The organism is Microbispora sp. NPDC004025 (assembly GCF_053604425.1).
The window spans coordinates 99,126-124,789 of the sequence record NZ_JBSGHN010000018.1 but is presented as its reverse complement, the minus strand read 5'-3'; the positions used below and the strand labels follow the sequence as shown (position 1 = coordinate 124,789).

Annotated in this window: 22 protein-coding genes and 1 pseudogene; 12 read left to right on the top strand and 11 right to left on the bottom strand. The window is 71.7% G+C overall.

Annotated elements, in window-relative coordinates; genetic code table 11:
- Positions 1–9: 9 nt before the first annotated feature.
- Positions 10–1,365: a cysteine--tRNA ligase gene (gene cysS / locus ACWEQG_RS33990; RefSeq protein WP_452291179.1), complete on the bottom strand. Its 1,356-nt coding sequence runs from the start codon at positions 1,363–1,365 to the stop codon at positions 10–12.
- Positions 1,366–1,491: 126 nt separating this feature from the next.
- Between cysS and ACWEQG_RS33985 the strand changes: the two genes are divergently transcribed.
- Positions 1,492–2,235 carry a DUF427 domain-containing protein gene (locus tag ACWEQG_RS33985; protein WP_452291092.1) on the top strand — a complete coding sequence of 248 codons (744 nt, stop codon included), beginning with the start codon at positions 1,492–1,494 and terminating at the stop codon, positions 2,233–2,235.
- 15 nt (positions 2,236–2,250) lie between these two features.
- Here the strand turns inward: ACWEQG_RS33985 and ACWEQG_RS33980 are convergent, their stop codons facing one another.
- Entirely contained in the window at positions 2,251–2,538 is a 288-nt protein-coding gene (locus ACWEQG_RS33980) for a hypothetical protein (RefSeq protein ID WP_079315904.1), read from the bottom strand.
- A 241-nt stretch (positions 2,539–2,779) separates the two neighbouring features.
- On the opposite strand from ACWEQG_RS33980, the gene ACWEQG_RS33975 reads away from it, so the two are divergent.
- The 5 genes and pseudogenes from ACWEQG_RS33975 to ACWEQG_RS33955 form a co-directional block, all read left to right on the top strand.
- Positions 2,780–4,258 (top strand): helix-turn-helix domain-containing protein, encoded by a 1,479-nt coding sequence (locus tag ACWEQG_RS33975; protein ID WP_452291090.1) that lies wholly within the window; start codon positions 2,780–2,782, stop codon positions 4,256–4,258.
- A 7-nt stretch (positions 4,259–4,265) separates the two neighbouring features.
- Positions 4,266–5,189: a phosphotransferase enzyme family protein gene (locus ACWEQG_RS33970; RefSeq protein ID WP_452291088.1), complete on the top strand. Its 924-nt coding sequence runs from the start codon at positions 4,266–4,268 to the stop codon at positions 5,187–5,189.
- A gap of 211 nt (positions 5,190–5,400) precedes the next feature.
- A complete protein-coding gene (locus ACWEQG_RS33965; protein ID WP_030511616.1) occupies positions 5,401–5,604 on the top strand; it encodes a cold-shock protein in 204 nt (67 codons plus the stop codon).
- Positions 5,605–5,728: 124 nt separating this feature from the next.
- Positions 5,729–7,411: an alpha-amylase family protein gene (locus tag ACWEQG_RS33960; RefSeq protein WP_452291086.1), complete on the top strand. Its 1,683-nt coding sequence runs from the start codon at positions 5,729–5,731 to the stop codon at positions 7,409–7,411.
- 72 nt (positions 7,412–7,483) lie between these two features.
- Positions 7,484–7,969, top strand: a pseudogene (locus ACWEQG_RS33955) (DUF998 domain-containing protein); the annotation flags it as partial.
- Between the two features lie 81 nt (positions 7,970–8,050).
- On the opposite strand, the gene ACWEQG_RS33950 reads toward ACWEQG_RS33955, so the two are convergent.
- Together ACWEQG_RS33950 and ACWEQG_RS33945 are read right to left on the bottom strand one after the other, a co-directional pair.
- The gene (locus ACWEQG_RS33950; RefSeq protein WP_452291084.1) at positions 8,051–9,427 is read right to left on the bottom strand and encodes a dihydrolipoyl dehydrogenase family protein; all 1,377 of its coding nucleotides are present in this window, start codon (positions 9,425–9,427) and stop codon (positions 8,051–8,053) included.
- 94 nt (positions 9,428–9,521) lie between these two features.
- Positions 9,522–10,502: a malate dehydrogenase gene (locus ACWEQG_RS33945; protein ID WP_363463152.1), complete on the bottom strand. Its 981-nt coding sequence runs from the start codon at positions 10,500–10,502 to the stop codon at positions 9,522–9,524.
- 298 nt (positions 10,503–10,800) lie between these two features.
- Here ACWEQG_RS33945 and ACWEQG_RS33940 point away from each other — a divergent pair, with 298 nt between their 5' ends.
- Positions 10,801–12,660 carry a glycoside hydrolase family 6 protein gene (locus tag ACWEQG_RS33940; RefSeq protein ID WP_452291081.1) on the top strand — a complete coding sequence of 620 codons (1,860 nt, stop codon included), beginning with the start codon at positions 10,801–10,803 and terminating at the stop codon, positions 12,658–12,660.
- A gap of 78 nt (positions 12,661–12,738) precedes the next feature.
- Here ACWEQG_RS33940 and ACWEQG_RS33935 read toward each other — a convergent pair whose 3' ends face one another.
- The 4 genes from ACWEQG_RS33935 to ACWEQG_RS33920 form a co-directional block, all read right to left on the bottom strand.
- A complete protein-coding gene (locus ACWEQG_RS33935) occupies positions 12,739–12,915 on the bottom strand; it encodes a hypothetical protein (RefSeq protein ID WP_346229018.1) in 177 nt (58 codons plus the stop codon).
- Positions 12,916–13,007: 92 nt separating this feature from the next.
- Positions 13,008–13,976 (bottom strand): 2,3,4,5-tetrahydropyridine-2,6-dicarboxylate N-succinyltransferase, encoded by a 969-nt coding sequence (gene dapD / locus ACWEQG_RS33930; RefSeq protein WP_452291080.1) that lies wholly within the window; start codon positions 13,974–13,976, stop codon positions 13,008–13,010.
- Positions 13,977–13,995: 19 nt separating this feature from the next.
- A complete protein-coding gene (locus ACWEQG_RS33925) occupies positions 13,996–14,658 on the bottom strand; it encodes a response regulator (protein ID WP_452291078.1) in 663 nt (220 codons plus the stop codon).
- A complete protein-coding gene (locus tag ACWEQG_RS33920) occupies positions 14,655–15,803 on the bottom strand; it encodes a sensor histidine kinase (protein WP_452291076.1) in 1,149 nt (382 codons plus the stop codon). Before ACWEQG_RS33920 ends, ACWEQG_RS33925 begins: the two co-directional genes overlap by 4 nt.
- A 118-nt stretch (positions 15,804–15,921) precedes the next feature.
- On the opposite strand from ACWEQG_RS33920, the gene ACWEQG_RS33915 reads away from it, so the two are divergent.
- The 5 genes from ACWEQG_RS33915 to egtD all read left to right on the top strand — a co-directional run bounded on the left by ACWEQG_RS33915 (position 15,922) and on the right by egtD (position 20,810).
- Positions 15,922–16,575, top strand: a complete 654-nt coding sequence (locus ACWEQG_RS33915; RefSeq protein WP_452291074.1) for a hypothetical protein — start codon at positions 15,922–15,924, stop codon at positions 16,573–16,575.
- 107 nt (positions 16,576–16,682) lie between these two features.
- Positions 16,683–17,807, top strand: a complete 1,125-nt coding sequence (egtA, locus tag ACWEQG_RS33910) for an ergothioneine biosynthesis glutamate--cysteine ligase EgtA (protein WP_452291073.1) — start codon at positions 16,683–16,685, stop codon at positions 17,805–17,807.
- Positions 17,804–19,114, top strand: a complete 1,311-nt coding sequence (gene egtB / locus ACWEQG_RS33905) for an ergothioneine biosynthesis protein EgtB (protein ID WP_452291072.1) — start codon at positions 17,804–17,806, stop codon at positions 19,112–19,114. The genes egtA and egtB overlap by 4 nt, the downstream gene beginning before the upstream one ends.
- Before the next feature lie 4 nt (positions 19,115–19,118).
- Entirely contained in the window at positions 19,119–19,820 is a 702-nt protein-coding gene (gene egtC, locus ACWEQG_RS33900; protein WP_452291070.1) for an ergothioneine biosynthesis protein EgtC, read from the top strand.
- A 9-nt stretch (positions 19,821–19,829) separates the two neighbouring features.
- Complete coding sequence (gene egtD / locus ACWEQG_RS33895) at positions 19,830–20,810, top strand: L-histidine N(alpha)-methyltransferase (protein ID WP_452291068.1); 981 nt, start codon at positions 19,830–19,832, stop codon at positions 20,808–20,810.
- Positions 20,811–20,841: 31 nt separating this feature from the next.
- Here egtD and ACWEQG_RS33890 read toward each other — a convergent pair whose 3' ends face one another.
- From ACWEQG_RS33890 to ACWEQG_RS33880, 3 genes are all read right to left on the bottom strand, one after another.
- Positions 20,842–22,203, bottom strand: coding sequence for a sensor histidine kinase (locus tag ACWEQG_RS33890; RefSeq protein WP_452291067.1), 1,362 nt, complete (start codon positions 22,201–22,203; stop codon positions 20,842–20,844).
- A 154-nt stretch (positions 22,204–22,357) separates the two neighbouring features.
- On the bottom strand, positions 22,358–24,808 hold the full coding sequence (locus ACWEQG_RS33885) for an FtsX-like permease family protein (protein WP_452291065.1): 2,451 nt from the start codon (positions 24,806–24,808) through the stop codon (positions 22,358–22,360).
- On the bottom strand, positions 24,802–25,575 hold the full coding sequence (locus ACWEQG_RS33880) for an ABC transporter ATP-binding protein (protein ID WP_452291177.1): 774 nt from the start codon (positions 25,573–25,575) through the stop codon (positions 24,802–24,804). Before ACWEQG_RS33880 ends, ACWEQG_RS33885 begins: the two co-directional genes overlap by 7 nt.
- Between the last annotated feature and the right edge of the window lie 89 nt (positions 25,576–25,664).

The following is a 25,664-nucleotide window of genomic DNA, read 5'->3' as shown; positions in this document are numbered from 1 at the left end:
CATCAAGATCTATCTGATAAGCGCGGGGTGCTCGATTTGGCGTCGTTTGGCGAGCGCCATCTCAATGTGCTGCTCCATGACCCGTGCGCGCTCGTGATCCCCCTGCCGGGCGCTGGCGGCGGCGAGATTACGGACCACCCGGAGTACGGCCCCCGCGACCTCCTGCAGATGTGTTTCCCGGTGCCAGGTATCGCTGAGCGGATCGAGGCCGAGGACATTCAGCATGGCCCGGACCGACCGGCATTTGCCGGCCGCCCGTTCGCGATCTCCGGCTGCCAGCGCGGCGTTGCCCTCGGCCACCGAGCCGTGGACGGCCGCCAGGGCCTGCGGCACGTTCAGGTCGTTGTCCATCGCCTCGCTGAACTGCGGGGGGAGGGGTGCGGCGGCGTCGGAGCCCACCCGCAGCACGAACCGCTCGACGCGCCGGTAGGCCGCCGCCGCCTCGTCCAGGGCGTCCGGGCTGAATTCCATCGGCGACCGGTAATGGGCCGCCGCCAGGTAATAGCGGAGTTCGACCGGCCGTACGCGGTCGAGCAGGGCCGGGACGGCCAGCGGGTTGCGCGGGTGTTTGCGTATCTTCTCGCCCCGGTGCGTGACCGGCCCGTTGTGCAGCCAGAAACGCGCGAAGGAATCCCCGGCGGCTCGCGACTGCGCCATCTCGTTCTCGTGGTGCGGAAATATGAGATTGGCTCCGCCGCCGTGGATGTCGAATTCCGTGCCCAGATATCTGCGAGCCATCGCGGAACATTCCAGATGCCACCCCGGGCGCCCCTCGCCCCAGGGTGAGTGCCACACCGGCTCGCCGGATTTCGCGCTCTTCCACAGTGCGAAATCGCGCGGGTCCCGTTTTCCCCGCTCGTTCTCCTCGGCCGTCCGCAGGCGCTCGGCCTGCTGCCGGGAAAGGGACCCGTAGTTCGGGTAGGAGCCGACCGAGAAATACACGTCGCCGTCGGACTCGTAGGCGTGCCCGGACGCGACGAGCTGCTCGACCATCTCGATCATCTCGGGGATGTGTCCCGTCGCCCGCGGCTCCACGCTGGGCGGAAGGCATCCCAGAGCGGTGTACGTACGGACGAAGGCGCGGTGGACGGGATCGGTGATCCGCCACCAGGGGACCCCCTCGGCGATGGACCTGTGAATTATCTTGTCCTCGATGTCGGTGACGTTCCGGCAGAGCAGGACCTCATATCCGCTGCATTTCAGCCAGCGGTGCAGGATGTCGAAATTGACCTGCGATCTGAGCTGTCCCACATGGGGCGGCACGACGACGGTGGGACCGCAGAGATAAATCGACACCATTCCGGGAATTCGAGGGACGAAATCGCGGACGGCGCGGCGATGCGTATCGTAAAGGCGAAGACCCACCCAGCCGAGGGTAAGCGACCTGTTCGCTCGCTGTCGATAGCGTGGGCCGACCCGGGCCCGCACACCCGGAAATGGCGATTGTGAGGCCGGGGAATAAGGACGATCCGCCCCTTGGTTGGCGCAGGCATGGAGCCGACGAAACGGGGCCGCGTCCGGGTGGAGACGACGGCCAAGCGCGTGCGTGTCTACGCCGAGGGCCGCCCGGTGGCCGACACCACCCGGGCCCTGCTGGTCTGGGAGGCGCCCTACTACCCGACGTACTACTTCCCGGCGGACGACGTCCGCGTGGAGGAGCTGAAGGCCACCGGAGAGACGCGGCACTCGCCCAGCAGGGGAGACGCGGTGGTCCACGACGTGGCCGGCCGGCCCGGCGCGGCCCTGGTGTACGGGGACGACGCCCCGCTGGAGGAGATCCGGGGCCACGTCCGCTTCGACTGGAACGCGATGGACAACTGGTTCGAGGAGGACGAGGAGGTCTTCGTCCACGCCCGCGACCCGTACACCCGCGTGGACGTCCTGGCCAGTTCGCGCCACGTCCGGGTGGAGGTGGACGGCGTCACCGTCGCCGACTCGCGCGGCCCGCGCATCCTGTTCGAGACCGGCCTGCCGCCGCGCTACTACCTGCCCAAGACCGATGTGCGGCTCGACCTGCTGCGCCCGTCCGAGACCGTGACCCACTGCCCGTACAAGGGCCGCGCGGTGTACTGGTCGGTCGGCGAGGACGAGTCCGGCAGGGACTTGGTCTGGTCCTATCCCACGCCGCTCGCGGAGTCCCAGAAGATCGCCGGACTGGTCGCCTTCTACGACGAGAAGGTGGACGTGTACGTCGACGGCGTCCTCCAGGACCGCCCGAGGTCGAAGTTCGCCTGACCCTCGCCGCGACGGTCAGCGGCGGATGACGTGGAGGACGCTGGCGATGCGCTCGGCGGCGGTGACCACGTCGGAGGCGTGCCCGATCCGGCCGGCCCACGACAGCCAGTACCACCACTCGCCGTCGCTGGCGTTGGACGCCAGCACGTCCTCGGCCATCGTGGGTTCCATGGGGTTGATGACACGCAGTCGCGGATAGAGGCCGGCCGGCGCCGTCAGGCGCACCTGGAAGGAGTGGGCCTCGAGTTGGGCGGCGAGCCGCTCCAGGTGGTCCATCGCCTCGCTGCGGTCTACCGTCGTCATCCTCAGCCTCCGGGGAACGTCAGGACCTATCACCGGAAAGGGTGAACCCGCAACGACCTACCGGCAATCGTGTGCATTCCCCGAAATCGTGCAATAACCAGGGAACTCACCCGGATTCCGTGGAACACACACGGGTTCCCGAACACGAAGGCATAACAGTCGCGGGAGGTTGTGTGCCTGCGCGTTTACCGTGGGGAAACAACCGTAAACGGGGACCGCTTCACCAGTGGAGGGCGTGCACATGGCCCGCGGAGAGCACTCACCCGCTTGCGCGCGTCGCTGGCGCGAACAGGCACAGGCACGGCAGTGGACGCTCTGGCAGACCGTCCAGGCGATCCACGGGTGCTGCGGCGTCAGCCTGCTGAAGGCCCACCGGCTCGGCCGCGGGTGGTCGGCCCGGCAGGCCATCGAGGAGCTGGAGCACCTGTGTGAGCAGCAGGACCTCGGTCACCCGCGGGCGAGCATCGACCTGCTGAACGCCTGGGAGAACAACCGGGCCCGTCCGCGTCCCCAGACCATCGACCTGCTGGCCCGGCTCTACCGGGCCAACGCCGTACGGCTCGGCCTGGCCGCCGACTACTGCGAGGACGCGGGCGCACAGAAGATCGTCGTTGTCGGGCCCGGTCAGGGCGGCGAGCAGGCCCGGGCCGAGGACCCGGTCCCCGACGACCCGGAGCGCCGGGCGCTGTTCCACCAGGCGATGCTGATGGGCACGCCCAACGGCAGGTTCTTCGCGGAGGTCGAGGGCCTGCGCCACGACCTCGACCGCACGCTGGCCACGGGCACGGTGAGCGAGGACCAGCTCGACCGGCTGGACGAGCAGGTGCTGCGCTACCGCAGGGAGTACATGACGACCCCGCCGACGCCGATGCTCTGCCGGGTCATGCTGGAGATCTCCGACGTGCGCCGGCTGAGCGCCGCCCGCCAGCCGTCCTCGGTGCAGCGCCGCCTGCTCACCGCGACCACGATGCTCACGCTGCTCGCCGCCGACGCGCTGATGAAGCTGGGCGACACCCGCCAGGCCCACGCGTGGTACGGCACCGCCCGCGCCGCCTCCGACGACGTCGGCGACCTGCGGCTGCGGGCGCTGGTGCGGGCCCAGCAGACCATGCTCCTGTACTACTACGGCGACCTGAACGAGACCGTGCGGCTGGCCCGCGAGGCGCGGATGCTGGCGGGATCGGCCCCCAGCTCGCCGGCGGCGCTGGCGGCGGCGGCCGAGGCCCGCGCGCTCGCCAGGATGGGGGACGGCAAGGCCGCCAGGATCGCGCTCGCCGAGGCGGAGCAGATCTTCGCCCGCATGCGCGGCATGAGCCAGGACGACCTGGCCTTCGTCTTCACGGAAAAGCGGATGAAGTTCTACCGCACCGGCACGCTGATCGAGCTGGGGGACGCCCAGCAGGTGCAGGGCATCGACGGGTTCCCTCCGGGCTTCCAGACCATCGACCCGGCGCTGATCCTGCTCGACCAGGCGAGCCACCTGGCCAGGAACGGCGACCACGAGGAGGCCTGCCGGATCGCCGAGGACGCGCTGCGGCAGGTCCCCGCCGAGCACCGCACCTCGATCGTCGTCACGCGGGCCAGGGCCCTGCTGGCGGACGCCGACCCCGCGTTGCCCGCCGTACGGCGTCTGCGGCGGGTGCTGGCGGAGTCGGTGCCCACGCTCGCCCTCAGCGGGCTGTTCCCCGCGACGGACTCCTCTGCCGCCGAGAACGCGTGAAGCCGCCATGAGGACGATGGAGCCGGCGCCGCTGGCCGAGGAGGCGTTCAGGGTCCTGCGCGAGGTCTGCGCGACGATCGGGGTGGACGCGCGGGGCGCGCAGCTCCTGCGGCTGCGCAGCAACGCGGTCTTCAAGCTGCGCGCGGACGCGCGCGGCGGGGAGATGGTGGTGCGGATCGCGACCGCGCCGGACGCGCTGACCCGGCTGCCGGTGGTCGTGGCGGTCGCCCGCTGGCTCGCCGACCGGGGCTTTCCCACCGTGCGGCCGGCCGACGAGATCGCCCACCAGCCGATCGTCCACGACGGCCGGGCGGTCACCTTCTGGCGGTACGTCCCCTCCCGCGGCCGCCCGACGACCCGGCAGCTCGGCCGGGTGCTGCGCAGCCTGCACCGGGAGCCGGTGCCGCCGGTGGGGCTGCGGACGCTCACCGATCCGCTCGCGGAGGTGCGGCACGCGGTGGAGCACCGGGCCGAGGTGCTCACCGCCGGTCAGCGGTCGTGGCTGAGCGACCGCATCGAGGAGCTCACCGGACGCTGGCGCGACCTCGACACCGGTTCGCCGGTGCTGCTGCACGGCGACGCCTGGATCGACAACCTGCTGCGGTGCCAGGACGGGCATGTCGTGCTGTGCGACTGGGACGGCGTGGCCGTCGGCCCGCGCGAGTGGGACCTGGTGCACACCTACCACGGGCAGCGCCGCTTCGGCCTGTCGACGGCCGACGTGGACGAGTTCGCCCGCGCGTACGGCTCGGACCTGCGGCTGTGGCCCGGCTACAGCACGCTGATGGAGGTGCGGGACATGTACGCCGTGGGCATCCACATCCGTAACGCCTCCGGCGACCCGTTCTCCCGGCAGGAGTTGCCCCGGCGGCTCGACTCGCTCACGCGCGGTGACGGGCACGCGCGGTGGTATATGGCGGCACCGGCATAGCTCCGGGTAATCGTGGGTACTCTCCCGACAGGCTGCGAGTGTCGCAGTGGACAATTCCTGAAAACATGGTTTGTAAAAAGCGCACCCGGGTCAGCCCGGCGGCGGATATGCGCGCGTTTCCAGCGTCTCACGCGGTCGCGCAACGATTCCGCCACGCAGCCTCATGCTCCCGACCTGGGAACATGGTGTGGCTTCCAAGAAGGAGAAGCAGTTGTCTGAAGGCACTGTCAAGTGGTTCAACGCCGAAAAGGGCTTCGGTTTCATCGCTCCGGACGACGGCACCGCTGACGTGTTCGTTCATTATTCGGCGATCACCTCGAACGGTTACCGGACGCTGGACCAGAATCAGCGAGTCAGCTACGTGACCGTTCAGGGCAACAAGGGACCGCAGGCCGAACAGGTCACGCCGCTCTAAGACGTGACTCATGGTGACATCGCGGTCGTGACCGGCCGCGCCTGCGGTACCACGTCGGCCCGCGCCGCTGCGGCGGCGCGGGCCCGATGTTTTGCCGTTCCTTTACCGGGCATCGGGAACGGTCATGAGATTGAGCATGACCTCCGACCTGTGGTGGAAGAACGCGGTCGTGTACTGCCTCGACATCGAGACCTTCGCCGACGGCAACGGCGACGGGATCGGTGACTTCAGAGGGGCGATCCAGCGCATCGACCATCTGGACCGGATGGGCGTGACATGCATCTGGCTCATGCCGTTCTTCCCGACGCCCGACAAGGACGACGGCTACGACATCACCGACTTCTACAGCGTCGATCCGCGCCTGGGCACGCTCGGCGACTTCGTCGAGTTCATGCGCGTCGCCCGGGACCGCGGCATCAGGGTCATCGCCGATCTCGTGGTCAACCACACCTCCGACCAGCATCCCTGGTTCAAGGACGCGCGCTCCAGCCGGGACTCCCGCTACCGGGACTGGTACATCTGGTCGGACAAGCCGGAGCCCGACGATCCCAACGGCATCGTGTTCCCCGACGAGGAGGACAGCCTCTGGGAGTACGACGAGAAGACCGAGCAGTACTACTTCCACCGGTTCTACCGGTTCCAGCCCGACCTGAACACCGCCAACCCCGAGGTGCAGGACGAGATCTCCCGGATCCTCGGCTTCTGGATGGAGCTGGGCCTGTCGGGCTTCCGGGTGGACGCCGTGCCGTTCCTCGTCGAGCAGGTAACCGACAGCGACGACCTGCCCGACCCGCACGAGTTCTTCGCCTGCCTGCGGGCCTTCCTCAGCCGCCGCGACGGCAGCGCCATCCTCCTCGGCGAGGTGAACCTGCCCTACGACGACCTGGTGCGGTACTTCGGCAACGATCTCGGCGACGAGATCACCATGTGCTTCGACTTCATCACCATGCAGCGGACGTACCTGTCGCTGGCCCGCCAGGACGCCGGTCCGCTGGCCGCCGCCCTGCGGGAGCGGCCGGCCCCGCCCAAGGACTCGCAGTGGGCCACGTTCGTCCGCAACCACGACGAGCTCACGCTCGACAAGCTGAACGACGCCGAGCGCGAGGAGGTCTTCGCGGCCTTCGGCCCCGACAAGGACATGCAGCTGTTCGGCCGGGGGCTGCGCCGGCGCGTGCCCACGATGCTGGGCGGCGACATCGACCGGATCAAGATGGTCTACAGCCTGCTGTTCTCCCTGCCGGGCACCCCGGTGCTCTTCTACGGCGAGGAGATCGGCATGGGGGAGAACCTGGAGCTGGAGGGCCGCCAGTCCGTCCGCACGCCGATGCAGTGGACCCCCCATCGCAACGGCGGCTTCAGCGACGCCGACCCCTCCAAGGTGCGGATTCCCATGCCCACCGGGGACTTCGGCCCCGAGAAGGTCAACGTCAGCGCGCAGGAGCGCGACCCCGACTCGCTGCTGTCCTGGATCACCCGGCTGATCCGGCACTACCGCGACTGCCCGGAGTTCGCGTGGGGCGACTACACGGTGCTGGACACCGGCGTGGCCGCCGTGTTCGCCCACCGGGCCGACTGCGACGGCGAGACGGTCGTGGCCGTGCACAACCTCGGCGAGACCGAGACGGAGGTGGAGATCACGCTGGACGGGCTCGACTCGTCCAAGGTGCTGACCGACCTCCTGGTGGACGGCACGGTCGAGATCTCCGATGACGGCCGGGCCCGTTTCCCCATGGGCCGGTACGGCTGCCGCTGGTTCCGCGCCTCCACCCCCGAGACGGCCCCCGCGGATTCCGCCGACGTCTCCTAGGGGTTCCCTCAGGGGCGGCTCGGGTGGATCTCCGATGGGCCGCCGCCCTCCCCGCGGCCACAGTGAAGTGCCATGGGGATGGTCTTGGGATACGTGCTGGTGGCGATCGGCGCCGCGGCGATGTTCGCGTTACATCTGGTGGCGGGGCTCGACCCGCTGACCGACATGATCAGCGAGTACGCCTTCGCGCCGCACGGATGGCTGCTGCCGGTCGCGCTGACGGCGATCGCCCTGGGCTCGGCCGTCCTCGCCGTACGGCTGTCGCGGCTGGACCGGCGGGCGGCGCTGCTGGTGGGCGTGTGGGGCGCCTGCCTGCTGCTGGTCGCCGGGTTCCCGACCGACCGGCCGGGGCTGTCGCTGTCCCTGTCCGGCGGCATCCACCGCTATGCCGCCTTCGCGGCCTTTGTGAGCTTGCCGGTGGCCGGGCTGCTCGTCGCCCGGGCCACCCGCTCGCGTCTGGTGCGCGTGCTGTGCGCCGTCGCGCTCGGCTCGCTGCTCCTCGTGGTCCTGCCGTACGCCTTCCGGATGCTGCACCTCGACCCCGGCACGGTGCCCGCCGGGCTCACCCAGCGCCTGACCGTCGTCTCCGAGGTGGCGGCGCTGGTGGCGATGGCGGCCAGTGCGGCGGGGACACTGGGCTCACAGGCCCGGCACCTGGCCGTCGAGCGTCTCGAGCGCGTCCTCGATGGCCCGGTGGAAGGTCGGATAGGCGTACATCATGTGCCGCAGCCGCGTCGTGGGGATCTCGTTCTGCACGGCCACCACCAGCGCGCCGAGCACCTCCCCGCCGGCCGGCCCGGCGCTCGTGGCGCCGACCAGCACGCCGCTTCGCGCGTCCTCGACCAGCTTGACGAAGCCCTCGTGCCCGGCCCCGTGGATCCAGCCGCGGGCCGACTCGTCGACGTGGGCGAAGCCCACCCGTACGTCGAGCCCGGCCTCCCGGGCCTCCCGCTCCGTGAGGCCCACCGAGCCCACCTCCGGGTCGGTGAACGTGACCCGGGGCACCGCCCGGTAGTCGGCCGCGGGGCCGCCCTCCCCGAGGATGTCGCGGGCCGCGATCCTGCCCTGGTAGACGGCGACGTGCGTGTAGGCTCCCCGGCCGGTCACGTCGCCCACCGCCCACACGCCGTCGGCGGCGCGCATCCGATCGTCCACGGCGACGAAAGGGGCGCTCTCGTCGAGGCCGGCCTCCGCGGCGCCAATCGCGGCCAGGTCGGTTCTGCGGCCGGTGGCGACCAGTAGACGCGCGGCGCGGAGGGTCCGGCCGTCCTCCAGCGTCAGTGTGAAGCCGTCGTCGTCGTGCCGTACCCTCTCGGCCCCGACGCCGGTGTAGGTCGCGAGGCCCTCACCGGCGAACACCCTGGCCAGCAGCACGCCCGCCTCGGGCTCCGCCTGCGGCAGCAGGCGGTCGGCGGGCTCCACGACCGACACCCGCGTGCCGAACCGGGCGAACACCTGGGCGAGTTCGCAGCCGACCGCCCCGCCGCCCAGCACGATCAGCGACTCGGGCGCCTGCCGGGCGGTGACGGCGTTGCGGTTCGTCCAGTACGGCGTGCCCTCCAGGCCCTCGATCGGGGGGATGTCGGGGCTGGTCCCGGTGGCGAGGACGATCCCGCGCCGGGCCCGCAGCACCCGGCCGTCCACGGTCACCTCGCGCGGCCCGGTGATCCGGCCGCGGCCCCGGACGAGGTGGACGCCCGCGCTCTCGAAGTGCTCCGCCTTGGCCTCGTCGCTCCAGCCGTCCGTGGCCTCACCGGTGATCCGGTCGATCACCGGAGCCCATTTCGGGGACACCCTGACCGAACCGGCCATGCCGGGCACCCGGCGTGCCTCGGCCAGCAGCCCCGCGGCCCGCACCATCATCTTGGAGGGGACGCAGCCCCAGTAGGCGCATTCGCCCCCGATCAGGCGGGCCTCCACCCCGGCCACGCTGAGGCCGGCCTCCGCCAGCCGTCCCGCGACGCCCTCCCCGCCCGGTCCCAGGCCGAGCACCACCACGTCGTACATCCCGTCCATGCCCGTCAACTGCCCAGACGGAGCCGTGGCGCACGGGAAACCCGCGGAAAACGCGAGGGGCGGGCCGGTGACCGGCCCGCCCCTCGCGTGACAGCTACCGGATAAGGCCGAGCGCCCGCACGGCGTCCCGCTCTTCGACCAGCTCGCCGACCGAGGCGTCGATCCGCTCGCGCGAGAACGCGTCGATCTCCAGGCCCTGGACGATCTCCCAGCGGCCGTTCCTGGACACCACGGGGAAGGAGGAGATGAGGCCCTCCGGCACGCCGTACGAGCCGTCGGAGGGGATGGCGGCCGAGGTCCAGTCGCCCTCGGGCGTGCCGTTCACCCAGTCGTACACGTGGTCGATCGCCGCGTTGGCCGCGGACGCGGCCGAGGACGCGCCGCGCGCCTCGATGATGGCGGCGCCACGCTTGGCGACGGTCGGGATGAAGGTGTCGCGCAGCCACTCCTGCTCGACCTGCTCGGCCGCGATCTTGCCGCCGACCTCGGCGTGGAAGAGGTCCGGGTACTGCGTGGCGGAGTGGTTGCCCCAGATCGTCATCTTCTTGACCTCGGCCACCGGCACGTTCAGCTTGGTCGCGAGCTGCGAGAGCGCGCGGTTGTGGTCGAGCCGGGTCATCGCGGTGAACCGCTCGGCCGGCACGTCGGGAGCCGCCGACTGCGCGATGAGCGCGTTGGTGTTGGCCGGGTTGCCCACGACCAGCACACGGATGTCGTCGGCGGCGTGGTCGTTGATGGCCTTGCCCTGCGGGCCGAAGATACCGCCGTTGGCCTCCAGGAGGTCGCCGCGCTCCATGCCCTTCGTACGCGGGCGGGCGCCGACGAGCAGCGCGATGTTGGCGCCGTCGAAGGCCTTGGCCGGGTCGTCGGAGATCTCGATGCCGCGCAGCAGCGGGAACGCGCAGTCGTCGAGCTCCATCGCCGTGCCCTCGGCGGCCTTCACGGCCTGCGGGATCTCCAGAAGGCTGAGCTTCACCGGGGTGTCGGCCCCGAGGAGCTGGCCCGAGGCGACGCGGAAGAGCAGCGCGTAACCGATCTGGCCGGCCGCGCCGGTGACGGTCACTTTGACGGTCATGACGTTCCCCATTCGCGATATGTGTGACTCACGGATGCTACCCGTCGACCCTCGTCCCCTCGCATCGGCCCTCTGGCCATGCGTTTCACCTGCGAAATGGTGAAACTTTCACGAAACACGCAAGTGCCTTCAGATGTAACACCGTGACGGAATCCCTGCTCGGACGTAGGGCACACATCGGGCCGCGACCTCACCGCCCGGCGGCCCTTGACGGGTCTCTGTACGGCGCCGGAGGTGGTGCCTATGGTTCGTGGGAGCGCTCCCAAGCGCAGCAATCATCGCCAGGAGGACCTTCCCAATGAGATCCACCCCCCGACCGGGAGCCGTGGGCTCCACGGTGCGCCGCGGCCTGGTCGCGGCGGCCGTGCTCGCCCTCGGTTCCACGGCGGCCGTAGCCACCGCCACATCGGCGAGTGCCGCGGTCGCGTGCAAGGTCAACTACACCGCCAGTCAGTGGCAGGGCGGCATGTCCGCCAACCTGAGCATCCAGAACCTGGGCGACGCGCTCAACGGATGGACGCTCACCTTCACCTTCCCCAACAGCGGCCAGAAGGTCGGCCAGGGCTGGTCCGGCAACTGGACCCAGTCGGGCAGCACCGTGACGGTGACGCCGATGGACTGGAACAAGCAGCTGTCCAGCGGCGGCTCGACGAGCATCGGCTTCAACGGCACCTGGACCAGCAGCAACCCGACGCCGACCGACTTCAAGATCAACGGCGTCAGCTGCAACGGCACCCAGCAGTCGCCGACTCCGCCGGTCTCCCCCTCTCCGCCGGTCTCCCCCTCTCCGCCGGTGTCGCCGAGCCCGCAGGTCTCCCCCTCCCCGCAGGTGTCGCCGAGCCCGCAGGTGTCGCCGTCGGCCTCTCCGTCGACCTCGCCGCCGCCGCCCGGGACCCATGTGGACAACCCGTACGTCGGCGCCACGGGGTACGTGAACCCCGACTGGTCGGCGAGCGCGAAGTCCGAGCCGGGCGGTTCGCGCGTGGCCAACATCTCCACGGCGGTCTGGCTGGACCGCATCGCCGCGATCACCTCCGGCTCGGCCGGCAACAACAGCAAGGGCCTGCGTGACCACCTCGATGAGGCGGTCAAGCAGGACGCGGCCAACGGCGACACGCCTCTCACGATCCAGGTCGTCATCTACGACCTGCCGAACCGCGACTGCTCGGCGCTGGCCTCGAACGGCGAGCTGAAGATCGCGCAGAACGGTCTCGCGCGGTACAAGAGCGAGTACATCGACGTGATCGCCGGGATCATGGCGGACTCGAAGTACTCCAACCTCCGCATCGTGACGATCATCGAGCCCGACTCGCTGCCGAACCTGATCACCAACGTGAGCGCGTTCCAGGCGTGTCAGGAGGCCGAGTCCTCGGGCGCCTACGTCCAGGGTGTGCAGTACGCGCTGAACAAGCTGCACGCGATCAAGAACGTCTACACCTACGTGGACGCGGCGCACCACGCCTGGCTCGGCTGGGACAACAACTTCCAGCCGATGGTGAACCTCTTCCACCAGGTCGCCACCGGCACCACCGCCGGCGTGAACAGCATCGACGGTTTCATCGTGAACACCGCCAACTTCGGCGCGACGATCGAGCCGTACTTCACCATCAACACCCAGGTGAACGGCCAGTCGGTGCGCCAGTCCAAGTGGGTCGACTGGAACTGGTACGTGGACGAGCAGTCCTTCGCGGTCGCTCTCCGCAACGCTCTGGTGGCGAAGGGCTTCCCGAACACGCTGGGCATGCTGATCGACACCTCCCGCAACGGCTGGGGCGGCTCGGCCCGGCCGACCGGGCCGAGCACGTCCACCAGCGTGGACACGTTCGTCAACCAGTCCCGTATCGACCGCCGCATCCACGCCGGCAACTGGTGTAACCAGTCCGGCGCCGGTATGGGTGAGCGGCCGAGGGCCACCCCCGCCGCCGGTCTCGACGCCTACGTCTGGATCAAGCCTCCGGGTGAGTCCGACGGCTCCAGCTCTCAGATCCCGAACGACGAGGGCAAGGGCTTCGACCGGATGTGTGACCCGACCTACGGCGGTAACAACCTGAACGGCAACAACCCGTCCGGTGCTCTCGCCGGCGCCCCGGTCTCGGGCCACTGGTTCTCGGCCCAGTTCCAGCAGCTCATGCAGAACGCCTACCCGCCCCTCTCGTAACACGAGGCGCGAGTGACAGCGGGCCCCGCCGCATCCGCGGCGGGGCCCGCCCCTTTTTCCGTACGGTCACGAGACCGGTCAGCTGTAGTGACCGGACCTGCTGCTCCGGGTGAGCTTCAGCACCACCGACACGATCAGCGCGATCGCGCCGATGATCAGAACCCACTTCAGCGCGCCGAAGATGAGCCCGATGACGGAACCGAGAAGGAAGAACCCGACGATGACGGCTGCGGCGATGAGGAGAATGCGTCCCATGCCTTCACCGTACGGGCCGCCCTCCCGCCGGTCACAGGGCCGAAGGCCAAGTTCAGGGCAGACTCAGGGTCAATTCAGGGTCTGGTCGCGGCCTAGTCGTTGGCGTGCAGAGCGGCGTTGAGCTCGATGCCTCTGCTGTCGCGGGACACCGCCTCGACCGCGCCGGTCGTCGAGTTGCGGCGCAGCAGCAGACCCGACTTACCCGAAAGCTCCCTGGCCTTCACGACCGTCCCGTCCGGCAGCGTGACCTTGGTGCCCGCCGTGACGTACAGCCCGGCCTCAACCACGCAGTCGTCGCCCAGCGAGATGCCGACGCCGGCGTTGGCCCCGAGCAGGCAGCGCTCGCCGATCGAGATGACCTCCTTGCCGCCGCCGGACAGCGTGCCCATGATCGAGGCGCCGCCGCCCACGTCGGACCCGTCGCCCACGATCACCCCGGCGGAGACGCGGCCCTCCACCATCGAGGCGCCGAGCGTGCCGGCGTTGTAGTTGACGAAGCCCTCGTGCATGACGGTGGTGCCGCTCGCGAGGTGGGCGCCGAGCCGTACGCGGTCGGCGTCGGCGACCCGCACGCCGGAGGGCAGCACGTAGTCGACCATCCGGGGGAACTTGTCCACGCCGTAGACGGTCACCGGGCCCCGGGCCCGCAGGCGCAGCCGCACCTCCTCGAAGCCCTCCACCCTGCACGGGCCGTGGTTGGTCCACACCACGTTGGCGAGCAGCCCGAAGATCCCGTCGAGGTTGATCGAACGCGGCCGGACCAGGCGGTGGGACAGCAGGTGCAGCCGCAGGTACACGTCGTGCGCGTCGGCCGGCGGGGCCGACAGGTCGGCGATGCCGGTGCGCACGGCCACGACCTCGACGCCCCGGGCGGGGTCGGGGCCGACCAGGTCCGCCATGCCCTCGCCGAGGTCCTCGCCCGCGATCGGCTCGGTGCCCACGGCCGGGGGCTCGCCCAGCGCCGGGAAGGGGAACCAGGTGTCCAGCACGGTGCCGTCCGCGGCGATCGTGGCGAGGCCGATCCCGTACGCACCCGAGGTGGTGGAGTCGATAGCTGTCATGTGCACCAACGCTACCGGTTCAGGACGAGGGGTCTCCTGGGCGGACGACGCCCGACTCGTAGGCGTACCGGACGGCCTGGGCGCGGTCGCGCAGGCCGAGCTTGGCCAGCAGGCGGTTCATGTGCGTGCTCACCGTCGCCTCGCTGATCGACAGCGTGCTGGCGATCTCGCCGTTGGACAGCCCTCGCGCGACCAGGCGCAGCACCTCCTCCTCCCGGGGCGTCAGCCCGGTCTCCGGCGGTGGCGCGGCGGGCTGTGCGCGGCGGTAGGCGTCCACGACCCTGCCCGTGACGGCGGGGTCGAGCAGCAGCTCGCCGCGGGCGGCGCTGCGGATCGCCGCGAACAGGTGCTCGGGGGGCGAGACCTTGAGCAGGAAGCCGCTGACCCCGGCGTGCAGGGCGTGGTCGAGGTTCTCGTCGGTGTCGTAGGTCGTCAGCATGATCACGCGCGGCGGCTCGGGCGCGGACAGGATCCGCCGGGCCGCCTCCAGGCCGTCGAGGCGGGGCATCGCGATGTCGAGCAGCACGACCTCGGGCCGCAGGCTGCGGGCCAGTTCCACGGCGCGTTCGCCGTCGGACGCCTCGCCCAGCACGGCGAGGTCCGGCTGGGTGCCGATGACCAGGCGCAGCCCGGCCCGGATCATCGCCTGGTCGTCGGCGATGAGAATGCCGATGTGACTCACAGGGGCAGCACCGCCCGGACGCCGAACCCGCCCGAGGCGAGCGGTCCCGCGGTGAGCGTGCCGTGGAACAGCGCGGCACGCTCCCGCATGCCGATCAGCCCGTGCCCGCCCTCCGGCCCGCTTTCCTGCCTGGGGCCGCGCGCCCGCGTCCTGCCCTGGCGCGGGCCGTGGTCGACGACCTCCAGGTGCAGCTCCCCGGGGCGGTAGTCCACCGTGACCGCCGCCCGGGTCGGGCCCGCGTGCTTGAGCGCGTTGGTCAGCGCCTCCTGCACGATGCGGTAGGCCGAGAGGTCGAGCCCGGCGGGCAGTGGCACCGGGTCTCCCCGCATCTCCAGGGCCACCTCGAGCCCCGCCGCCCTGACCTGGTCGAGCAGGTCGTCCAGCCGGTCGAGGCCGGCCTGGTGGCCCGCGTCCGCCTGCGGCCCGCGCAGCAGGCCGAGCATCCGGCGCAGTTCCTCCACCGCGCCGCGGCCCGTCTCCTCGATCGACGCGAGCACCTGCCGCTCGCGTTCCTGGTCCTCGCGCAGCATGAGCCGTACGCCGCCGGTCTGCATGGTCATCACGCTGACGCTGTGGGCGACGATGTCGTGCAGTTCGCGGGCGATGCGGGCGCGCTCCTCCGACACCGCCTCGCGGGCCAGCAGTTCGCCGCGTTCGGCGGCCTGCGCGGCGAGCGCGCGATGCCGCCGCACGGCCAGACCGGCTCCGGCCGCGATCGCGGACATCACCACCGCCACGGCGATGTCGCCCCACCCGGCCGGCGGGGACGAGGCCGCCAGCATGGAGACGACGTACGCACCACTCGCGACCAGGCCGGTCACGGCCTTCACACTGTCCGGCCGCACCTCCGACAGCAGGGTGAACAGCAGCACGAGCTCGGTGTAGAACTGCCAGGCCGCCGCCATCTGGGGGGCGAGGGCGAACAGCAGGACGTTGACGAGGGAGTAGACGCACAGGATCACGAAGGGGACGCGGCGCCGGAACAGCACGCCGGCGGCGGTGACGACCCCGGCGGCGATCCAGATGGGGAGGTCCTCGCGGGAGGGGCCCATGGAGCGTCCGCCGATCTCCTCGGCGATCGCGAACAGGCCCACGGCCACCGCGACGAGCCAGTCGACGAGAGTGGGGGGACGGCGGTGGAGCATGACGCAGAGGGTAACGGTTGTCCGGAATGTACCGTTCCGTAAATCCTCCTCTAGGTGGACATGTCGTCAAAACGTGCTTTGACGACACCGCGGGGGACCGATCCGTACGGTCCTCCGCATGATTGCCAACGCGAACTCCTTCCGCCGCGTCGCGGCGGGCACGAGCCTCATCCTCGCCCCGCTCTGCCTGCTCCTCGGCATGGCCGCCGACCCGTCCGAGCCCGGGGTCGAGGACCCTCTCGTGTACGCGCACAACCCGGGCGCCGTGGGCGTCAGCGCGACGCTCCTCCACTACGCGTGGATCCTGTGGGTCCCCGGCGTGATCGGCCTCGTCCACCTCGTCCGCAAGAAGGGCGTGGTGCTCGCCAACATCGCGGGCGTGGTCGCGATCCTCGGCCTCATCAACTTCTCGGCACTGATGATCTCGGACTTCTTCGACATCGTGGCGTTCCGGATGCTGCCGGTCGACCAGGCGGAGAAGCTCATGCAGGACGCGGCGCAGCCCGCGATGATCATCGCCTGGCAGATGCCCGGGATGATCGGGTCGTTCCTCGGCCTCGTGCTCGTGGCCGTCGCGTACGCGTGGGGAGGCCGGGCCGGATGGTGGTTCCCGGCCGGCGTGCTCGTCGGCATCCTCGTCTGGCTGTTCGGCGCGAGCGCGTGGAACCTCGTGCTGGGCCTCGGCGGCCCCGTCATCCTGCTCGTGGTCTTCGGCGTCGTCGGCGTCTCGATGATCCGGATGCGTGACGAGGACTGGGCCACGGCCGCGTGACCTGGGTGAACGCCCTGTTTCAGTGGGTTTCAGGTTGAAGGGGGTGATTACGGGGAAAGTTGACTCGGCATCACCGAGTCGGCAAACCTCGGCCCGATGGGGGGCGAATGACCGACGTGCAGAACTACGCCCGGGACTGCTTCCGCGGAGTCACCTCCGACCGGCTGGGCGTCGAGCTGGAGTTCCTGGTTTTCGACGCCGCTGACCCCGCGCTCCACGTCCCCGTCGCCCGGATCGCGGACGCGCTCCCCATGCTCCCCGGCGGCAGCCGCGTGACGTTCGAACCGGGCGGGCAGCTCGAACTGTCCGCCCCGCCGGACGTCCTGCCCGCCGCGATCGCGAAGCTCACCGCCGACGTCGGCGCCGTACGGCTCGCGCTCGCCCGGGCCGGGCTGCGGCTGGGCGGCCGGGGCCTGGACACGCTCCGCCCGCCCCTGCGCCAGTTACGAGAGCCCCGGTATGAGGCGATGGCCGCCTTCCTCGGCCGCCCGCACGGCCTCACGATGATGTGCTCGACCGCGTCCGTCCAGATCAACCTGGACTTCGGCGAGGATCCCCGGGTCCGCTGGGAACGCGCCCACGTGCTCGGCCCGGTGCTGGTGGCGGCCTTCGCCAACTCGCCCGCGGGCGGATGGGCCTCGGGCCGCCAGGCCGTGTGGAGCAGGCTCGACCCGAGCAGGACCGCGCCGGTCCCGCGCGGAGGCGATCCGGTGGACGACTGGGCGCGTTACCTCCTCGACGCCCGGCTCATGCTGGTCCGTGGGGACGGCGGCTTCCTGCCGGTCCTCGACGGCTCGGTGTTCCGCGACTTCGCCCGCGTGGCCGGGCGTCCCCCCAGTGAGGACGATCTCGCCTACCACGCCACCACGCTCTTCCCGCCCGTGCGCCCGCGGGGCTGGCTGGAGGTGCGCTACCTCGACGCGCAGGGGGCCGCCGAGTGGCCCGTGTGCGTGGCCGTCGTCCACGCGCTCGTCACCGACGACCGGGCCGCCACCGCGGCTCTCGAAGCGGCCCGGCCGGTGGCGCACCGGTGGATGGAGGCCGCCCGGCTCGGTCTCGCCGACCCGGAGCTGCGCCGGTCCGCCTCCGTCTGCTTCCGCGCCGCCGCCGAGGCCCTGCCCCGCCTCGGGGCCGAGCCCCGGCTGGTCGCCCGGGTCCGTGCGTTCGCCTCCCGGCACATCGAATCCGGCCGATCACCGGCCGCCGACCAGATGGAGGAGATGTACGCGTGACCGATCTCGACGCCGTCCTGGGCGACGCCGGCCCGACCGGCCTGAAGGAGCGGATCGCGGCCGAGCTCGAGGCCGTACGCGAGCGGTCGCTCGCCTACACCGACACCGACGACGACATGCTCGTGCGCCAGCACTCGCCCCTGATGTCACCGCTGGTCTGGGACCTCGCGCACGTCGGGAACTACGAGGAGCTGTGGGTGCTGCGGGAGGTGGGCGGCATCGAGCCGCTGCGCCCGGAGATCGACCATCTCTACGACGCGTTCAAGTACCCGCGCAAGGACCGGCCCTCGCTGCCGCTGCTCGGCCCGGCCGAGGCCAGGAAGTACATCTCCGGCGTACGCGGCCGGGTGCTCGACGTCCTCGACCTGGTGGACCTGACCGATCCCGCCCCGTTGCGGTCCGGCGGCTACGTCTTCGGGCTGGTGCTCCAGCACGAGCACCAGCACGACGAGACGATGCTCGCCACGCTCCAGCTGTCCCGGCGGCCCGGCCTGGTCCGCGACGGGGAACTGCCGCCGGGCCGGCCGGCCGGTGACCCTGAGGTGCACATCCCCGCAGGGGTCTTCACGATGGGCACCGACACCGTGGCCTGGGCGTACGACAACGAGCGGCCGGCTCACCGGATCTACCTGCCGGGCTACTGGATCGACCGCCATCCCGTCACCAACGGGGCGTACATGGAGTTCGTCGAGGACGGCGGCTACCGCGACCCGCGCTGGTGGCTGCCGCAGGGCTGGGAGTGGGTCGAGCGGACCGGCGTGGAGGCCCCGCTGTTCTGGACCCGGGACGGGGACACCTGGTGGCGGATCCGCTTCGGCCGGGAGGAGCCCGTGCCGCCGGACGAGCCGGTGCAGCACGTCTCGTGGTACGAGGCCGACGCGTACGCCCGGTGGGCGGGCAAGCGCCTGCCGACCGAGGCCGAGTGGGAGAAGGCGTGCGGGGGCCGCACGTACCCCTGGGGCGAGGCCGACCCCGGCCACCTCGGGCGCTGGGCCAACCTCGGCCACCGCGCCGCCCGGCCCGCGCCCGCCGGGGCGTTCCCGGACGGCGCGAGTCCATACGGCGTGGAGCAGCTGGTGGGGGACGTGTGGGAGTGGACGGACTCCTGGTTCCAGCCCTATCCCGGCTACCGCTGCTTCCCCTACGAGGAGTACAGCAAGGTCTTCTTCGGGGAGACCTACCGGGTGCTGCGCGGCGGGTCGTGGGCCACCCATCCCTCCGCCGTGCGCACGACCTTCCGCAACTGGGACTACCCGATCCGGCGGCAGATCTTCGCCGGGTTCCGCTGCGCGCGCTCGGAGGACTGAGGGAATGTGCCGCCACGCGGCGTGGCTGGGCCCGGTGCGGCCGGTGACCTCGTTGATCAGCGACCCCGGGCACGGGCTGCTGCGCCAGTCGTACGCGCCGCGCATGCAGAAGTACGGCACGGTGAACGCCGACGGGTTCGGCTTCGGCTGGTACGACGGCCCCCGGCCCGTGCGGTACCGCCGTACGGTGCCCATCTGGGCCGACGCCAACATGCCCGGCCTCGCCGCGGTGGCGCGGTCGTCCTGCCTCATCGCGGCGGTCAGGTCCGCCACGGCCGGCATGCCGATCGAGGAGAGCGCCACCGCGCCGTTCGCCGACGGGCCCTGGCTGCTCAGCCACAACGGCCGGGTCCGGCGCGAGGCGGTCAGGCCCCTCGCGGCCGACGCGGAGAGCGTGTGCGACTCGGCGTGGCTCGCCGCGGCCGTGTTCACCCGGTTGCGGGACGGCCTGCCGCTCGCCGGCGTCCTGGCCGACGTCGTCCGCGCGGCGGCGGAGGGCGACGGCGAGGCCCGGCTGAACCTGCTCGTCACGGGAGGTACGCACCTGGCCGCCGTCGCGTGGGGCGACACGTTGTTCACGCACCTGGAGCAGGGGGTGCTCGTCGCCAGCGAACCGCTGGACGATCGGCCGGGCTGGCGGGCCGTGCCCGACCGGAGCCTGCTGCTCGCGTCCCCCGACGGCGTCTCGGTGACACCCATCGATTGAGAGGCGACCATGGTTACCGATCATCTCGGCGGCGACTACCTGCGCCAGGCTCTGGAGAACGACGTACGCGCCGGGCTCACCTCGTCACCCAAGTGGCTGCCCCCCAAGTGGTTCTACGACGAGGCGGGCAGCGAGCTGTTCTCCCGGATCACCCGGCTGGCGGAGTACTACCCCACCCGGCGGGAGCTGGAGATCCTGCGCCGCCGCGCGGTCGACGTCGCGGGCCTCAGCCGCGCCGACACACTCGTCGAGCTGGGTTCGGGCACCAGCGAGAAGACCGTGCTCCTGCTCGACGCGATGGCCAACGCCGGGACGCTGCGGGCCTACACGCCGGTCGACGTCGACGCCGTCACGCTGGCGGCCGCGGCCGAGCGGCTCGCCGTACGCTATCCGGGCCTGGACGTGCGGCCGGTGCGCGCCGACTTCGAGCAGCACCTGGCGCTGCTGCCCAGGACGGGCAGGCGGCTGGTGGCCTTCCTCGGCGGCACGATCGGCAACCTCCCGCCCGCCGCGCGGGAGGTGTTCCTCAAGGAACTGCGCGCCACGCTGCGGCCGGGCGACACCCTGCTGCTCGGCACCGACCTGGTGAAGGACCCCGTCCGCCTGGTCAGGGCGTACGACGACCCTCAGGCAGTGACGGCCGCCTTCAACCGCAACGTGCTGCACGTGCTCAACCGGGAGTTGGACGCCGGCTTCGAGCCGGAGGCGTTCGAGCACGTCGCGCTGTGGGACGAGGACCACGACTGGATCGAGATGCGGCTGCGGGCCACCCGGCCGATGGAGGTCCCGATCAGGGCGCTCGGCCTCACGGTGGCCTTCGCCGAGGGCGAGGAGATGCGGACGGAGATCAGCGCCAAGTTCCGCAGGGAGGGAGTGCTCGACGAGCTGTCCCGGGCCGGTTTCACGGTCTGCCGCTGGTACACCGACAGCGCCGGCGACTTCGCGCTGACCCTCGCCGCCGTGCCGGTGCCGGGGAGGCTCGCCGGCTGACGACGCCCGGCCCGCCGGGCCGGGGGCCGGGTCAGGAGCCCGCGGGCAGCGGCAGGCGCAGGACGAAGCGGGCGCCGCGCGGGGAGTCCTCGACCCGCAGCGTCCCGTGATGGGCGTCCGCCGTGACGCGGCACAGGGCGAGGCCCAGCCCGGTGCCCTTCGGGTCGCGGCGGCGCCCGTCCTTCAGCCGGACGAACGGTTCGAAGACCCGCTCGCGGTCCTCCGGCGCGATGCCGTCGCCGTCGTCGAGCACGGTGACGACCGCCTCGTCGCCGGCCCGCTCGACCGTGACCGCCACCTCGCTGTACGCGTGCCGCTGGGCGTTGACCAGCAGGTTGGTCAGCACGCCGCACAGCTGGACCCGGTTGCCGAGCACGGTCACCTCGTCCTTGACCTCGGTCCGCACGGGCACGCCGCCGGTGCGGGCGGCGGCCTCCTCCCGCACGAGCGTCCCGAGGTCGATCGGCTCGGGTTCGGCGGTCGCGGCCGTGCGGACGCGGGCGACCGTGAGCATCTCGTCGATGATTGCCTGGCACCGCTCGGTGGTCCGCACCGCCGTCCGGATCGTCTCGTACGGATCGGTCTCCTCGCGGTAGAGCAGGGCCTCCTCCAGCTGCGTGCGCAGCCCGGCGAGCGGCGTCCGCAGCTCGTGGGAGACCATCGAGGCGAAGTGCCGCTGCTGGCGCACGGAGGTGTCGAGGCGTTCGAGGAAGTTGTTGGAGGCCCGGGCGAGCTCGGCGATCTCGTCACGCCCGGGCGGCTGGGGGACCCGCAGGCTGAGGTCGCGCACGCTGATTTCCGTCACCTTCTCGCGAATCTCTCTGACCGGGCGCAGCGTGCGCCCCGCGGCACGCCAGCTCGCCCAGGTCCATCCGGCGGTCATCAACAGCACTCCGATCGCGGTGAACAGTTCCAGCCGCCGCGTGGCCAGGAGACCGGGCTCGGCCCTGCCCGCGTACACGGCGTGCGGCTCGCCGTTCCAGAACAGCCGGGACTGCACCGGCAGAACCCGCACGGCGGTGAGCGCGACGCACCGCCCCTTGTCCGGGCACTCGATGCGGTACTGCAGGCGGTCCTCCCCTGTGGGGAAGGGGGAGGTCAGCGGGGGCCTGCCACTCGCCGCCCGGCTGGCGGTGATCACCCGGTTGCCGGAGTCGACGAGCTGGACGAGATCGTCGCGCGTCGCCGACGGCGCGGGGATGCCGTTGGGACCCATCGAGGCGATCCAGTCGGTGGCCACCCGCTGCGTGTCCATGAAGAGGTGGCTGTGGATCCGGTTCCGGATGGCGATGTCCAGACCGGTCCCGATCACCGTCAGGACGACCAGGGAGACGATCGCGCTCATCAGGGCGGTCCGCGCCTGGATCGAGCGCGGGCGTAAAAAGTTGGGCATGCGCCCGCCCGCCATGAACCCTCCCTTGTCGACCGTAATGCAATGCTCAGGAAAAAAAGGTTAATAAGCGATGTCCGGAATTAGAGTCGCCCAGGCGCTTTGGATCACAACCCTTGCGATTTCACGGTGAAGGGTTGACGGTCTCTTTGCCTGATCATGCGTCTTCCCTGGTAGACGGCCTTTGATCCGCTCTTGCCTGCGTTTTACGTTTAGTGGCATAAGTGCTAAATGTGAAAATTGTGCTGGATGTGGTCGCCAAGATGAGACATAGGGCGACGATCGCCGCCACGGCCGGCCAGGGGACGACCAGGGGAACCTCGCCCCCGGCCATCTCCGCCAGTCCGGCGCGCATTCCCAGCAGTGCGGGAAAGGCCACCGCGAAGCCGAGCACGGTGCCCGTCCCCGTGACCAGAGCCGCCTCGGCGGCGGTCGCCGCGATCGCCTGCCGTCGTGTCGCGCCGGTCAGGCGCAGGACCACGACGTCGCGGACCCGCGCCGACGCCGCCATGACCTGCGTGTTGACGATCGCGAGACCGGCGTAGCCGGCCGAGACCCCGACCAGCAGGAGCGTGAACAGCCAGACGAGCCGGTCCTCCTCCGCCTGCTCGCCGGCCGCGCGGTCGGCGACGCTCACCGTCTTCGCCCCCAGGCCGGGGAAGGTGCGCCCGGGCGGCCCGGACACGTACGCCTCGGGAGTCAGCGCCGACGGGTCGTGGGCGCGGACCGTGTCCCGCGAGACCAGCACCTCCGCCGGAGCTTCGGCCAGGACCGCCGCGACCCGCAGGCGCACGGTCCGGCCGTCCTCGAAGGTGATCGGCACGCGGTCTCCCGCCCGCCAGCCGTGCTCCCGCGCGGCCCACCCGGCGACCGCCATCACGTCGCCGTCGAGGCCACCGAGGTCGCCGCCCAGATCAAGGCCGCCCAGATCAAGGCCGCGCAGATCAGCGCCGCCGAGCGCGGCGAGCGGCCTGTCGCCCCACACGGTGGCGGGAAGCGGGGCCGAGGCGGCCGAGGCGGCCCGCAGCGCCGCGTCCGGGAGGCCCGGAGCGGCGTCGGGCACGAGCACCGCCGTCGCACCGCCGCCCGCGGCCCCCTCCACGGTGTACGCCGCGGCGGTCGTGCGCACCATGCCGGTGACGAGCACGGCGAAGCCGACCGTCAGCAGCACCGGGGCCGCGGTGGCGGCGGTGCGCCGCACGGCCGTCGCCGCGCCGCGCCCCGCCAGCATGCCCACCGCCGACCTGGCCATCGGCCACGCCAGGGCCCGCACGAGCGGCGGGAGGACGACCGGCGCGAGCAGCGTGAGCCCGGCGATCAACGCCATCGCGGCGAGCAGGACGTCGTTCACCAGCGCGTCCTCCCGGGCGGAACCGCTCGCCACCGCCATGGCCAGGCCCCCGGCCACGGCCACCGTCCCCGCGATCCACCGCGTCCGCGTCATCGGCCCGCCCCCCGCCGCGTGCTCGCGCAGCGCCTCCAGGGGCCGGACCCGGGCGGCCCGGCGTGCCGCCGACCACGCGCCGAGCAGGGCCGCCGCGATCCCGGCCGCGACCGCCCCCGCGGGCGGCCACGGCGTGAACCGCACGTCGAACGAGGGGGGCTCGACGCCCGCCGTGACGAGCATCCCGCCCACCGCGGGCGCGACGGCCGCGCCCAGCAGGGTCCCGGCCGTGGCCGCGACCACGCCGACGGCGAGCGCCTCGCCGTACACGACCAGGCGGATCTGACGCGGGGTCGCGCCGGCCGCCCGCAGCAGACCGAACTCACGGCGCCGCTGGTTCACCCGGAACGCGAAGGTGGACGCCACCAGGAACACGGACACGAAGCCGCCGAGCACCGCCATCGCGGTGAGCACCTGCATGCCGATCCAGCGCGTCCGGGCGTCGGCGGCGGGTTCGGCCGCCGCCCGGCCCGGTCCCGCGAGCACCTGGCCGGATTCGCCGGCGACCCCGCGTACGGCACGCGACACGGCGCTCCGCACCACGGCGAGATCGGCCCCCGGCCGGACGAGCAGCCCGACGACCCGGACACCGCCCCCGAGCCGTTCGGCCTCGCCCTCCGACACGTACGGCCCGGGGCCGTCGGTGAGGCCCGTGACCGTGTACGGCGCCGGTCCGCGCGCCGTCAGCAGCGTGACGGGCGAGCCCGGTGCGAGCCCGAGCGCGCGGTCGAGCACCACCTCTCCGGCGTGGACCGGCGCCCGGCCGGTCACCAGCCGGTACGGCGCCAGCGCGGCGACGCTCCAGCTCCGGGCCTCGTGCCCGCCCGCCGGCCTGCCGCCGACGACGGCCTGGGCGTAGAAGGCGCGGTCGGGCACGGCCGCCGCGACGCCGGGCACGGACGTCAGCGCGCGGACCAGCGACCCGGCGGTCTCGGGGGACCAGGGCCGGCTCTCCCTGAAGGCGTTCTCCTCGCCGGGCGTGCCGGGAACGCGGACGAGCAGGGGCGCGGCGGCGTACCGCTCGGGCACGCGCGGGCCGGCGGAGGCCAGCAGCAGCGTGGTCGCGGAGAGGATCACGGTGCCGAGGCACAGCGCGACGAGACTGCCGACGAGCCCCGTCCACCGGCCACGCAGCAGGGAGCGCAGCAGGTCGAGGCTCAGCACGCCTCCTCCAGCAGGGTCGTGCGCGCGGCGATCTCGGCGGCGCTCGACCGGCCCAGCTCCCCGGCGAGCCTGCCGTCCGCCAGCAGCACGACCCGGTCCGCGTACGCCGCGGCGGCGGGGTCGTGGGTGACCATGACGACGGTCTGCCCGCGGGTGTCCACGAGCCCGCGCAGGAGTTCCATGACCGCACGCGACGCGGCGCTGTCGAGCGCGCCGGTCGGCTCGTCGGCGAAGAGCACGACGGGCTCTGTTCCCTGCGACCGGGCGATCAGCGTGCGGGCGATCGCGACCCGCTGCCGCTCGCCGCCGGACAGCTCGGCGGGCCGATGCCCGGCCCGGTGGGCCAGGCCGACCTCACCCAGCGCGGCGCGCACCGAGGCGGGGGCGGGGCGGCGGCCGGCCAGGCGCAGGGGCAGCGCCACGTTCTCCTCGGCCGTGAGCGCGTCGACCAGGTTGTACTCCTGGAAGACGAAGCCGACCCGGTCCCGGCGCAGCAGGGTGAGCGCCCTCTCGTCCAGCGAACCGAGGTCGGTGCCGTCGATCAGCACGGTCCCGGCCGCCGGACGGTCGAGCCCGGCGGCGCAGTGCAGCAGCGTGGACTTGCCGGAGCCCGACGGCCCCATCACGGCCGTGAAGGTCCCCCGGCCGAAGCCGAGGGTCACGCCGTCGAGAGCGGTCACCGCGCCCGGCCCGGTGCCGTGAACCATGCGGACCGAGTCGAGCAGGACCACGTGCCCGGTCGTCCGTGTCGTGCCGGATGGTGTCATGCCGGGCGGTGTCGTGTCGGGCGGTGTCGTGTCGGACGGTGTCATGTCGGACGGTGTCATGTCGGGTGGTGTCATGTCGCTCAGCCAAC

Bases quoted from the DNA above. Each gene is read 5' to 3' on its own strand.
- ACWEQG_RS33935 (WP_346229018.1), bottom strand. From the start codon at position 12,915: ATGGGACGCATTCTCCTCATCGCCGCAGCCGTCATCGTCGGGTTCTTC.
- ACWEQG_RS33950 (WP_452291084.1), bottom strand. From the start codon at position 9,427: ATGGACGGGATGTACGACGTGGTGGTGCTCGGCCTGGGACCGGGCGGG.
- egtC (WP_452291070.1), top strand. From the start codon at position 19,119: ATGTGCCGCCACGCGGCGTGGCTGGGCCCGGTGCGGCCGGTGACCTCG.
- ACWEQG_RS33880 (WP_452291177.1), bottom strand. From the start codon at position 25,575: ATGACACCATCCGGCACGACACGGACGACCGGGCACGTGGTCCTGCTC.
- egtD (WP_452291068.1), top strand. From the start codon at position 19,830: ATGGTTACCGATCATCTCGGCGGCGACTACCTGCGCCAGGCTCTGGAG.
- ACWEQG_RS33915 (WP_452291074.1), top strand. From the start codon at position 15,922: ATGATTGCCAACGCGAACTCCTTCCGCCGCGTCGCGGCGGGCACGAGC.
- ACWEQG_RS33945 (WP_363463152.1), bottom strand. From the start codon at position 10,502: ATGACCGTCAAAGTGACCGTCACCGGCGCGGCCGGCCAGATCGGTTAC.
- ACWEQG_RS33970 (WP_452291088.1), top strand. From the start codon at position 4,266: ATGAGGACGATGGAGCCGGCGCCGCTGGCCGAGGAGGCGTTCAGGGTC.
- ACWEQG_RS33890 (WP_452291067.1), bottom strand. From the start codon at position 22,203: ATGCCCAACTTTTTACGCCCGCGCTCGATCCAGGCGCGGACCGCCCTG.
- ACWEQG_RS33985 (WP_452291092.1), top strand. From the start codon at position 1,492: ATGGAGCCGACGAAACGGGGCCGCGTCCGGGTGGAGACGACGGCCAAG.
- egtA (WP_452291073.1), top strand. From the start codon at position 16,683: ATGACCGACGTGCAGAACTACGCCCGGGACTGCTTCCGCGGAGTCACC.
- ACWEQG_RS33920 (WP_452291076.1), bottom strand. From the start codon at position 15,803: ATGCTCCACCGCCGTCCCCCCACTCTCGTCGACTGGCTCGTCGCGGTG.
- ACWEQG_RS33960 (WP_452291086.1), top strand. From the start codon at position 5,729: ATGAGATTGAGCATGACCTCCGACCTGTGGTGGAAGAACGCGGTCGTG.
- dapD (WP_452291080.1), bottom strand. From the start codon at position 13,976: ATGACAGCTATCGACTCCACCACCTCGGGTGCGTACGGGATCGGCCTC.
- ACWEQG_RS33975 (WP_452291090.1), top strand. From the start codon at position 2,780: ATGGCCCGCGGAGAGCACTCACCCGCTTGCGCGCGTCGCTGGCGCGAA.
- ACWEQG_RS33980 (WP_079315904.1), bottom strand. From the start codon at position 2,538: ATGACGACGGTAGACCGCAGCGAGGCGATGGACCACCTGGAGCGGCTC.
- ACWEQG_RS33940 (WP_452291081.1), top strand. From the start codon at position 10,801: ATGAGATCCACCCCCCGACCGGGAGCCGTGGGCTCCACGGTGCGCCGC.